Below are 12,051 nucleotides of genomic sequence, written 5' to 3'. Positions count from 1 at the left end.
GTTGATTAATTTCAAGGCTGTAAAATTATTTGGTTTATTGTGTTTTGCTTTCTGCCTTAGTTTTCAAGTGAAAGCTAAGGCAGACTATATGGCGCCGCCGCAAATTCCTGAATCTGAAAAGGTTAAGTTTGATGGTTGGTTAAGATCTGCTGAAAAAAAGACAAAAGATGTAGTGTTTTCTGATGCACAAGGAATGCATCTAAATGCTCTAGTTGATAGCACATCTCCTTATTTACGCCAACATGCAAAAAATCCTATTAATTGGAAGCCTTGGCGATCTAATATTTTGATGGAGGCGAGAAGAAACAATAAATTAATATTTCTCTCAATTGGTTATTCAACTTGCCACTGGTGTCATGTCATGAAAAAGGAAAGTTTTTCTGATGTGGGAGTGGCTAAGGAAATTAATGGCTCTTATGTTGCGATTAAAGTTGATAGAGAGGAATTGCCGCAAATTGATTCTTATTACGCCTCAGTATTGGAAGCGGTAACAGGCTCCGCTGGATGGCCTATAACGGCCATTATTAATAGTGAAGGACTGCCAATTTACATTAGCTCTTATCTTTCTAAAGATAAGCTCGTGACTTTGTTAGGCCGTGTAAATTCTGCCTGGAAAAACAATCCTGAATTTTTACTTTCAACTGCAAAAACAATGGCCAACATGGTCACAGTTGAGGAAAGCTCTGGTGACGATAAAAATGATATTGATTCTTACGAACTTTTGAGTGACTCTAAAAAGAAAATATTATCTGAGCTAGATCATAAATCTGGTGGAATAAAAGGAAATGTTAAGTTTCCTCAAGAATCACTATTGCTGTATATGCTTGATGAGTTGAGGAGAGCTAAAAGCCCTGAGTTTGAACGTTTGTTGGTGCTGCAGTTGAATAATATGATGAAGGGAGGAATTCGAGATCATGTTAGTGGTGGGTTTCATCGATATTCAACAGATAGTAAATGGATGATTCCTCACTATGAAAAAATGTTGTACAACCAAGCATTAATGTCGCAAGTCTATCTAGAAGCTTGGCAGCTTTTTTATCGGAATAGTTATTTGTTTGTTGCAAAGCAAACATTAGATTTTTCAATTGAAGAACTCTATCGCGAAGGGAAGGGATTTTACTCTGCATTAGATGCAGATTTTAACGGCCAAGAAGGCGGGTATTATTTGTGGCCAGAAGCTGAATTAGTGGATGTGTTGAAGGTTCAAGGTATTACCTCTTACCTATTTACTCCTAAAGATATAAAACAGGGTGTTAAATCTGGAATTCTAGTTGATGAAAGTAAGAGAAATTCTAAGGTGTCGGATGTCTTAAATAAGATGTCTGAGCAACGTCATAATCGAGGTGTTTTGCACAGGGACGATAAGATCATTACCAGCTGGAACGGGCTTATGATTTACTCCCTTGCAGCGGCTTCAGTGGAGCTTGGAGATAATAAATATTTAAATATTGCCACAAATGTTGGAGATTTCTTGTGGGACTCTAGATTTGATTCTAAAACAGGTCGGCTATTTAGAACCTCGGATCGGAGTCAAGAGCTTTTTAGTCTCGAGGATTATGCCTATCTTGGTCGAGGTTTTATTAGGTTATATGACGCCACACAAGACCAAAAATGGTTAGAGCGCGCTAGAATAATTTTTCAATCTGCTACAGTTGAATCTACTCTTTCCGGAGGCGGTAGTTTAGCTGCTTTAGGTGTAAACACATTATCTAGCTTATTGGATGGCGAGTTAATTTCTCCAATAATCATTTTGCAGGAAGTAGGTCTGGCGCTTGAGCAGAGAATCTTGCAGGCTGAATTATTTAATTCCAACAAGAAAAGTGTTGCTCAAATTAAAAGTCAAATTTCCGAGTCACCAATTAATCGATTTTCTTCTTTGCTATACATAAATAATGAGGTTAATGGAAGTTCAGGGGATATTCGATATTTTGGCAAAGGTGCTGGTCGTTTAGATATTACATGCACTGAGGTGGTTGAGACGAAGTGTTTCTCTATTGAGTTACAATTTAGTCTCAAGCCTGGTTGGCACATAAATTCAACGAAGCCGTTGCAAGACTATTTGGCACCCACAATCATTCAATCAAGCGCGGAATTGATGGTTGATTATCCAGAACATTCAATACTGAAGCTCGGGTTTCAAGATGAGCCCTTAAGCTTGTTCGAAGGCGATTTCAAAATATCAATTAGTAAGGTTCCGGCAAAGGCGGTCGAAAGGGTAATGATAAAATTACCTTTGCAAGCTTGCAACGACAGAATGTGTTTGTTCCCTGAAGAGAGTTTTATTGTCTTCTAATATAAATATCACTCAAATTTATTAGTCTAAATAGAGAAGCTTATTTCTAAGTTGAATGAGCTTCTCTATCATGTCGACATTAAGCACTAAAATCGCATTGGGTTTGATTTAAGAACGTTCACCTATTGTCGACTAGCTGTAGTGCTGAGGGCTAAAGAATATCCAGTTCATCCCACAGTGCATCTTGACTGCGGGGTCCATTTCGAAAGGTTCATCCCATTCGCGGTCGGTTTCACCGGGCCATTTGTTGGTGGTATCCATACCCATTTTGGAACCCATCCCGGAAACGAGGGTGTGTTTCAATTGGTTGCGCCTGCGGTCACCATTCAAAATGCAACACCAGCAGTGGCAAGAGGCCGCCTCTTTCTGGTTTTATCATGCCACTTCGTTGGTTGAAGTTAATGATGTCGATAAACGCAAAAACTTGTGTAGTACCTAGCTGGCGGCGGTAGTCGAGTCGAAAATTGAGTGAGTCAGAGTCATTGTAGCGCAAGTTATTCTGGCCGATGGTTTCTCTGTTGTAACGCAACGGTTGCGCTTATGCCCTGTAAACCCGCTACTCAGTTACTGGTAGGCGGTATATTCATTTGAATGACATTCAGCACTATTGCGGATACAAGCTCTTATTGCCCATCAGTCAAACGCCCGTTGATTTTACGGCTGATTTTTAATATATTCACCCTTTGTGGTCTTTATTAATAATATTCAATGATCTGTCGGTTGGTAAATCCGAGTTTTTAGATCGGTGTCTCTGGTGGTAAAACACTGATTTGGGTGTGCCGGAACATTTTCCTAGGTCTGGATGCGAAGCCGTAATGAATCAAGTTGGTCGTATTAGGGTGGTTTTCTACGTCCCTTTATAATTGTCTACGGAGTATGAGTTACGTGCGCACTTATCCTTGTTATTTATTCACGCTGCTGGCTTTGTTGTCAGTGAATGTCTGTTATGGCCTAGAGAAGCTGGAGCCTTCAGGTGATGATCGCACGGGGCGGCCCAATATTGTTGTGATCCTAGCCGATGACATGGGCTATGGAGACATTGGCGCTTACAATGAGAAAAGTTTGATTCCAACGCCCAACCTCGATGATATGGCTGCAGCAGGCATGCGATTTACGGACGCGCATACCCCCTCCTCTGTCTGCACTCCTAGCCGTTATTCATTGTTGACGGGACGCTATGCGTGGCGTACCCATCTCAAGACAGGGGTGCTTTGGGGGTATTCTCCCCTTCTGATTGAGCCCGGCCGGGAAACCATCGCATCAATGCTGCGTAAGCAGGGGTATCACACAGCCGGCATTGGCAAGTGGCACTTGGGGCTTGGTAATGGTGAGCCTAGTTACTATGGTGTACCTGTGACTGAGGGCGAGAGTCCGGCAGTGGATTCCAAGCGTCTGCGGCCGGGCCCTAACGAGGTAGGCTTTGATTACTTTTTCGGTACTCCCGCCAGTCTTGATATGAAGCCCTATGTTTACATCGAGAATGGCCAGCCCCTTACGCCTATGACAGGAAAACTGGTGGAAGCTAGTGAGCGACGTCGTGGCGGCGGGGGTGGTATGTGGCGCAAAGGGGAAATTGCAGAGGGTTTTGACCACCAGAAAGTGTTGCCCACTCTTACAGAAAAAGCTGTTCACTATATTCACACGCGAGGCCAAAGCGACGGCGAGCCATTTTTTCTCTACTTTTCTCTAACCGCGCCTCATACACCTTGGCTGCCGTCGGAGGCGTTTATTGGTAAGAGTGAGGCTGGGTATTACGGCGATTTCAACGTGCAAGTTGATCATGTAGTTGGGCAAGTTTATAACGCCCTTGAGTCCGCCGGAGTGGCCGAAAATACACTCGTCGTCTTTACGTCGGATAATGGGGCAAATTGGCTCACGGTAGATATAGAAAAATATGGCCACTACGCGAATGGCTCACTCAGAGGGCAAAAGGCAGACATCTATGAAGGGGGGCACCGGGTTCCGCTCCTTTTTACCTGGCCTAACCACATTCCTCAAAATACGGTAAGCGATCAACCGGCGACCTTGGCCGACTTAATGGCGACGTTTGCGACCCTAACAGATGTGGCTCTTGCGGACACTTCTGCACCCGACAGCGTTGATATTTCGCCAGTTCTATTGGGGGGCGCAGCCAAGGTTACGCGGGAGCCCCTGATACACCACTCCGTGGATGGAATGTTTGCTATCCGCGAGGGGGAATGGAAGCTCGTGGAGGGCTTGGGCTCGGGAGGTTTTACAGCCCCAGTCCGAGAAAAGGCAACAGAGGATGGTGTCAAAGTACAATTATATAACCTAGCTCAAGACCCGGGCGAAACAAAAAATGTAGCGGCAAAGCATCCTAAAATTGTTGCTCAATTGCAGTCTAAACTGGATCATATAAGGAGCAATGAGTACCGATAATACGCCCAGCCGCTAACGGTAAGCATTGTACCAGGCGGCGCAAGTGTGCATCGTATATAGAACGGTAGGCAAAGAGCATGACATGGAGTGTTGTGCCCTCTGGATATATTCTTACATTTTATTCTTCGGTAACCCGCGCCATAGCTTTAATGTCTGCCGGCTCTCCAGCCATCCTGATCGTCACCCACAGCCACGATAACCAGAAAACTCCCACGGCTCGGTATTCTGATTGTATTGGCAGCGGCTATTGCAATATATAACGGGGTCAATTCCTTGCCCATACGAGAGTTCTGACTCAAAGGGGGTGCAGCGGTATCTGATTATTCTTGTTCGTTCTGGATAGGCTAAAAGGTAGTCATTGACTATGCGTCGGTTGGGTTTTGCTAAAAGCGGTAGGTTAAGCAGGCTTAAGATCGTCAAGCGGCGATTATGTAGAAAGAGATCAATTGCACTGTCTTTTTAGTGCGAAGTGTTTATTTTTAGTAGTATACCGACCGTTGGCCAGTATATTAATGCCGTGCTTTATCAACAAGCAGACTTCACACCGAGGGTGTATACGTGAAAAAAAGCTATCTAGTACAGAAAACTAGCAATCTCCTCTTGGACCAATTGAAGGGCCTCGAAAAATCTTCTGATCCGTATCTGGCGAGCGATTTGTCACTTGCTTTTGAGCTGGATGTCAGCCGGACCACGATCCGAACAGTGATCGAGGGTCTTGAGAAAAAAGGAATAATTAAGCGTGATAGCCAGGGTAAGCGGGTGGTCAGAGCGCCGCAAAAGCAAGATTATTATGACATCAGCAGCGCTGCTTCCTCCAAAGAGGAGGAGGTGCAACGTTACTTTCTCTCAATGATTAACAGCGGAAAATTATTACCGGGCGATCGATTTTCAGAGCTTGAATTAGCGAAACAGTCCGGCTGCAATACCGTCACCGTTAGAGAGTTTCTGGTTAAGTTTTCTCGGTTTGGTCTCATTGAGAAGCCACCTCGCGGGCAGTGGCAAATGGTTGAGTTCGATGAAGATTTTGCGGGGGAGCTGATTGAGTTTCGCAAGGTGTTGGAGATGAGAGCCCTAGTGAAGCTTATGAGTCGCGACGAGGGGCATCCGGTCTGGGACGAGTTGCGAGACATTCTGTCGGCCCATAAAGAGGTGAAAAAAAGCTTTGATAAGCGCTATCGTGAAGTGCCAGATCTGGATGCACGGCTACATACAGCGATTCAGTCGGGTGCCAATAACCGGTTTATTAAGCAGTTTTTCGAGGTGGTCTCATTTGTATGTCACTACCATTACCAATGGAAAAAAGAAGGTGAAAAGGAGCGCTTTTGGGTGGCGCTTAATGAACATATTGATTTACTGGTCGCCATTTTGGCGCAGGATGTTGCCTCTGCGGTTCAGGCGCTCGAAGTGCACTTGGATTCGGCCGAACGAACGTTGCTGGCGTGCGCCACCAGTGTGAATCAGGAGTCAGAGCAGCCGTAGGTGAGGGCAAGGCCCAGAGCCTTTTTGCCGCGTGAGCACCAAACATTGACTTTGTATCGAGAGTTGGGTAAATTTACCGCTGTACTATTATTAATAAAATACTGTCCGGTGCCAGGGAGGTTGGTCATGGCCGGTATAGGTAGTGCGAGTGGTCAGAAAGGCCGCACATTGAAGTCGAGCTAAGTAGCTTTTGCCGTTATTGGCAAGTGTCATCGATTTCTTGGGGCGGCTCAATATAACAACACTTAGACAGGAAATGTTTGTGATGCCAAAACTTGCAACATTCATTGTGGTGCTCCTTGGGATGGCCCTATTTGGCTGTGCCACCGAAGAGCGCCCAAAAGAAATAACCTCCGAACGCTCAACCGATCGCCCGAATATTGTGTTCGTCATCACGGACGACCAAGGCTATGGTGACCTCGGTGTCCATGGTAATCCTTTTGTTCAAACACCTAATATCGATCAGCTAGCCAAAGAAAGCGTCAGCTTGACGGATTACCACGTCGCGCCTACCTGTTCGCCCACGCGTGCGGCTTTGCTGACGGGGCGTTGGACGAATCGCACCGGTGTTTGGCACACCATCATGGGCCGCTCGATGCTGCGTGAAGATGAAGTTACGATTGCGGACATGTTACAAGCCAATGGCTATCACACCGCTATGATTGGCAAGTGGCACCTCGGAGATAACTACCCTTATCGACCTATGGATCGTGGGTTCGAGCACGCTTATTATCACGGTGGCGGTGGTGTTGGCCAAACGCCTGATTATTGGAATAACGCCTATTTTGATGGTTCTTATTTTCGCAATGGAGAGCCGGAGCCTGCTAAAGGTTTTGTAACGGATGTGTTGTTTAAAGAGGCTATTCAATATATAGACTCAGTAAAAGACAGTGGTAAACCCTTCTTTACCTATATTAGTGCGAATGCGCCCCACGGTCCTATGCACGCTCCGAAAGAGTATGCGGACCTATACGCTAATAAAGGTCTGCCGGAAAAGCCAGAGTCAACGACGCACTTCTACGGAATGATTACCAATATTGATGACAATATTGCAAAGCTTCGTAGTTATTTAAAGAAGAATAATCTGGATCAAAACACAATTTTTATTTACACCACAGATAATGGTTCATCTGCCGGGGCGGCTGTTTACAACAGTGGTATGCGCGGTAATAAAGGCAGCGAATACGATGGTGGCCATCGAGTACCGTTCTTTATGCACTGGCCTGAAGCTGGGCTAAACGAAGGGAAGATTGTCGATACCATCACCTCTTATGTGGATATTGTTCCGACGCTTCTTGATTACACAAATACTGCAGCCCCCGAAGGTATTAAATTCGACGGTGTGAACATTCACGCACTGGTTGAGGGCGATAGTACCGACTGGCCGGACCGCATCCTTGTCACGGATTCACAGCGTGTTCTTGATCCTATTAAATGGCGTAAAAGCGCGGTGATGACTGATCAATGGCGTCTGGTAAATGGTGAGGAGCTTTACGATATTACCCGAGATCCTGGGCAAGAAAATGACATTGCGGGTCAGCACCCTGAGGTGGTTAAGCGTCTTAGAGAATTTTATGAGCAGTGGTGGCAAGAGCTTGAGCCAACCTTTGGCGAGCCGACACCAATCTATCTGGGCTCAGAACAAGCAAATCCTGTTTACCTTAACAGTCATGACTGGCTTGGCCACAACAAAATAGTGCCCTGGAAGCAATCCTATATCCGTCAAGGTGTGAGGGAAGACGATGGCGAGCATAAAGGATATTGGTGGGTGAACGTGGTAGAGGCGGGAGAGTACGAGTTTGAGTTGCGCCGTTGGCCCGAAGAAGCAAATACTCCCATCAGCAGTGGCATGCCGGCCGGTCAACCTGTTGCGGGCGACCGCTCTTATCGTGATTTCAAAGGTGAGGCCTTTGATGCAGAGTTAGCCTACATGACGATCGAGGGAAAAAGGTTAGAAGCGAAAGTCGATGATTCGGCAACGCATATCACTTTTAAAACATCTCTAGAAAAAGGTAAGGGAAAGTTGGCGGCGGCGTTCGTTAACAAAGCAAAGGAGGAGCTTGGGGCTTACTACGTAACTGTTAAAAAACTGTAGTGATTCGAAAACAATGGACTGGCAGTTTGCCAGTCCGGCAACCTTGTTAGTCACAGCCCTAAACGCTGGGGCTTATCCTCTGCCACTGGCAGGTTTTAGGAGTACAGAGTAATGAAAATAACCATACGTTTCGTGCTGATTTTGGCGGTGTTGTTTCAGCTGGGATGTGCCCAGCTCAGCGCGCAAGATAAACCGATCGCAAAGAACCCTGAACTGTCCGATGAGCAAAGAATGCAGTGGTGGAAAGATGCTCGCTTTGGCATGTTTATTCACTGGGGTCTTTATGCCGTGCCCGCGGGAACCTATAAAGGTCAGACGGTAGAAGGTAATGCAGAGTGGATTATGGAGAAGCTGCAAATCCCGGTCGCCGAATATGAGCAATTCGCACCACAATTTAATCCGGAAGAATTTGACGCGGAAAAATGGGTCAAGATCGCCAAAGATGCGGGCATGAAATATATCGTTATCACCACTAAACACCACGAAGGTTTTGGTTTGTGGGATTCAGAGGTGAGCGACTACGATATTATGGATGCAAGCCCATTTAAGCGAGATATTTTGGCTGAGTTGGCCGAGGCTGCACGAAAAGAAGGTATCAAGCTCGGCTTCTATTACTCGATTGTCGACTGGCATCATCCGGATGCCCAAGCGCCTTTATACCCACACTACAATGCGGGGCAAACGGACAAAACGATATCCAATCCTGACTTTCCTAAATACTACGAAAACTATATGAAGCCTCAACTTAGAGAGCTTCTGACTAACTATGGGGATGTTGCCGTTGTTTGGTTTGATGGCGACTGGATTCCAGATTACACCACAGAGATGGGTAAAGAGATTTATGACTTTATCCGTGAGTTGCAGCCCAATGCCATTGTCAATAACCGAGTAGACAAAGGCCGTGCCGGCATGAGTGGTATGAACAAAGAAGGCAACTTTGCCGGAGACTTTGGTACGCCAGAAAAAGAAATTCCAGACACGGGTATTGAAGGGATTGACTGGGAGTCGTGTCTTACCATGAATGATACATGGGGTTTTAAATCTGTTGACGATAACTGGAAAAGCAAACAAGAGCTGATAGAAAGCCTGGTTGATATCGTCTCGAAAGGCGGCAACTTATTGTTGAACGTAGGGCCAACCGCAGCAGGTGAAATTCCAGTGCCGAGTGTGGAAAGGTTGGCTGCGATGGGGGATTGGCTGGAGCAAAATGGTGAGGCCGTCTATGGTGCAGACGCCAGCCCTTACGAGAAGCCTGTGTGGGGTCGATACACCAGTAAAGATGGTGTGATTTATGCGCACGTGTTTGAAGCCCCCAAAGATGGAAAGCTGTTACTGCATCCAGAAATCACAGTGCGCTCAGCCACATTACTTCAGGCTCCTAATGCGCGTCTAGAAATGATTGATGGCGAAAATGCCCTTTTGCTCCCTGCAACGTATTCTGATTCACTGGTGCCAGTCATTAAAATTGAAATGTAGATGTAAAGCTGCTATGTCGCGGAGTGATGCTGTTTAACTTAACAGAACCACTCCGCGAACTATTGAATATTGAGTCATATAGTTTCCCCTGGATAGCAGGGAAAGGATAATAACAATGCCTAAAACTACTTACACTCGGTTACCCCTGAGTTATCTTTTGAGCAAAGTAACACTGCCTGTGGTTTGGCTCTTATTGAGTTGGCTTGGCCTCACTGCAGTGGCAGTCTCTGCCGACACGGTTGAAAAAATCGATGCGAAAAAGAATGTTGTCTTTATTCTTTTGGATGACTTGCCTACTGATAACTTCGGCTTTGTTAATCCGCGCCTTAATACTCCTAATATTGATGCGTTGGCAGAGCAGGGAACCTATTTCCCCGGTGCGGCAGTGACGACCTCTCTGTGTTCGCCTAGTCGGGCAACCATCCTGACTGGGATGACCACGCGAAACCATCGTATTGTCGACAATAACGACTCAAGCGAAGATCATCTGACCTATTTTCCATCCTACCTACAAGAAGCGGGTTACGAGACCGCGTTTATTGGTAAGTGGCACTTAGGCCGTAAAACTGACAACCCGCGCCCGGGTTTCGATTATTGGGTGAGTTTTAAGGGGCAGGGAACCTACTTGCCTAAGGGCGATTTTGGTGAAAATCAAACCCAAACTTTGAATGTAAATGGTGAGGATGTTGAGCGCACTACTTACATGACCGACGAGCTCACTAATTATCAGATGCATTGGCTTAAAGAGCTTCGCGATCCATCCAAGCCGTTTTTTCTCTATATGTCTCATAAAGCCGTGCACACAGTTTGCAGACCTGCGCAGCGACATAAAAATCAATATGCAGACTTAACTATGGAGATTCCTGACAATGCGCACAATACGGAGAAGAACAACCGCAACAAGCCGATGTGGGTTCAAAACCAGCGCAATAGTTGGCACGGGTCAGATATCAAGCATCCTCAAGGGCTAGAAACCATGATGGATGAGAAACGGGATTGTGACCAAGTGCTCAGTGCTGTGGACGATAGCGTCGGTGTTACTTTGCAGTACCTGAAAGAGACGGGCCTGGATAAAAATACGATGGTCGTTTTCTTTAGTGATAATGGCTATCTATGGGGGCAACACGGTCTGACCGATAAGCGCAACGCCTACGAAGAGTCTGTTCGTGTCCCCATGATTGTTTCACTGCCTGGCTTGGTACCAGAGGGCAAAGTCAGCGATGCACGTATTCGCAATCTCGACTTGGCGCCAACGTTCTTAGCGATAGCAGGGGTCAATGCGCCCGAGCATTTCGATGGGCAAAATACACTGCCTATTATTACGGGTGATGCTTCGTGGGAAGAGTGGGATCAACAAGATTTTGTTTACGAGTACTACTGGGAGTGGACTTTCCCGGCGACCCCCACAACATTTTCGATTGTTCGGGATAATATGAAATACATTCAGTATCACGGTATCTGGGATCTCGAAGAGCTTTATGATCTGGATAAAGATCCGAATGAAATGAACAACCTCATTTTTGACGAGCAGTACGAAAACGTAAGAGTGGATTTACGTGAGCGTTTGTATCGACAGCTTACTAATAATCGTGGCTTAAATACGGTGCCTTATACCGAGCGTAAAAGCCGAGGGTTTGTCTACCGGCGAGAGTCTGGTGCGGATCAGGCAAGGTTCCCCGAACAGTGGATGCTAGAAACGACACCACCGGGTAAACCCTTGGATTTCCCCACCGTCTATGAGCAAGCTGTTAAACGCTGAGGTTAACAACCACAGAGTTAATAGCGAGTACCTCTAACGCCCTACAGGTTCACCACTAGGCCTGTCGGGTGGCAGAGGTAATACGTATCGCGCAGGCCCCTTAACGACAAGGCGGCCTGTGCGATACTGTCCTTGTCCTTGTCCTTGTCCTTGTCCTTGTCCTTGTCTGCCGAGCGCCAGCCGCCCGTTTTACTGCTTGCCTACCTTAGGATTGGCGCAAAATAGCACCTCCAAGGTTCCAACTTTACACACGAAATTATTCGTTAAGGCGGTTGACACCCATCTCAATTATGTGGAAATATTGTGCTATTATTAATAAAAAACAATCGATAGACGGTAAGCCTAACTGTTAAATAAGTCGCTGCAGTCCATAAGAAAACAGTACCCAAGGCAGCGCGAGCCCTTTAGCCCAATGGCCTAGGCTTAGCTCATTAATCTCCGGGCCTGCGCTAGCAAGCCCGGAAAATATAATTAAATAAATCAGATAACGATGGGTAGCAACATGACTATGAGACTGAATCGTCTGTGCGTCGCAATGGCAGCAGCAAC

General features: G+C 46.1%; 7 protein-coding genes. 6 read left to right on the top strand and 1 reads right to left on the bottom strand.

Going from position 1 to position 12,051, the window contains the following annotated elements:
- Position 1: 1 nt before the first annotated feature.
- Entirely contained in the window at positions 2–2,293 is a 2,292-nt protein-coding gene (locus Q4563_RS14025) for a thioredoxin domain-containing protein (RefSeq protein ID WP_303604890.1), read from the top strand.
- 319 nt (positions 2,294–2,612) lie between these two features.
- On the opposite strand, the gene Q4563_RS14015 is transcribed toward Q4563_RS14025, so the two are convergent.
- Positions 2,613–2,822 (bottom strand): hypothetical protein, encoded by a 210-nt coding sequence (locus tag Q4563_RS14015; RefSeq protein ID WP_303604889.1) that lies wholly within the window; start codon positions 2,820–2,822, stop codon positions 2,613–2,615.
- A 356-nt stretch (positions 2,823–3,178) separates the two neighbouring features.
- Here Q4563_RS14015 and Q4563_RS14010 point away from each other — a divergent pair, with 356 nt between their 5' ends.
- From Q4563_RS14010 to Q4563_RS13990, 5 genes are all read left to right on the top strand, one after another.
- Positions 3,179–4,693: a sulfatase family protein gene (locus Q4563_RS14010; RefSeq protein ID WP_303604888.1), complete on the top strand. Its 1,515-nt coding sequence runs from the start codon at positions 3,179–3,181 to the stop codon at positions 4,691–4,693.
- 600 nt (positions 4,694–5,293) lie between these two features.
- Positions 5,294–6,172 carry an FCD domain-containing protein gene (locus Q4563_RS14005; protein WP_215975091.1) on the top strand — a complete coding sequence of 293 codons (879 nt, stop codon included), beginning with the start codon at positions 5,294–5,296 and terminating at the stop codon, positions 6,170–6,172.
- A 265-nt stretch (positions 6,173–6,437) separates the two neighbouring features.
- A complete protein-coding gene (locus Q4563_RS14000) occupies positions 6,438–8,267 on the top strand; it encodes an arylsulfatase (RefSeq protein ID WP_303604928.1) in 1,830 nt (609 codons plus the stop codon).
- A gap of 111 nt (positions 8,268–8,378) precedes the next feature.
- Positions 8,379–9,743, top strand: coding sequence for an alpha-L-fucosidase (locus Q4563_RS13995; protein WP_303604887.1), 1,365 nt, complete (start codon positions 8,379–8,381; stop codon positions 9,741–9,743).
- 115 nt (positions 9,744–9,858) lie between these two features.
- Complete coding sequence (locus Q4563_RS13990) at positions 9,859–11,502, top strand: sulfatase family protein (protein WP_303604886.1); 1,644 nt, start codon at positions 9,859–9,861, stop codon at positions 11,500–11,502.
- Positions 11,503–12,051 lie beyond the last annotated feature (549 nt).

The sequence above is a fragment of the Gilvimarinus sp. 1_MG-2023 genome (assembly GCF_030548285.1).
Note: the sequence above shows the minus strand (reverse complement) of the source record. Positions and strands in the feature narration are given on the sequence as shown.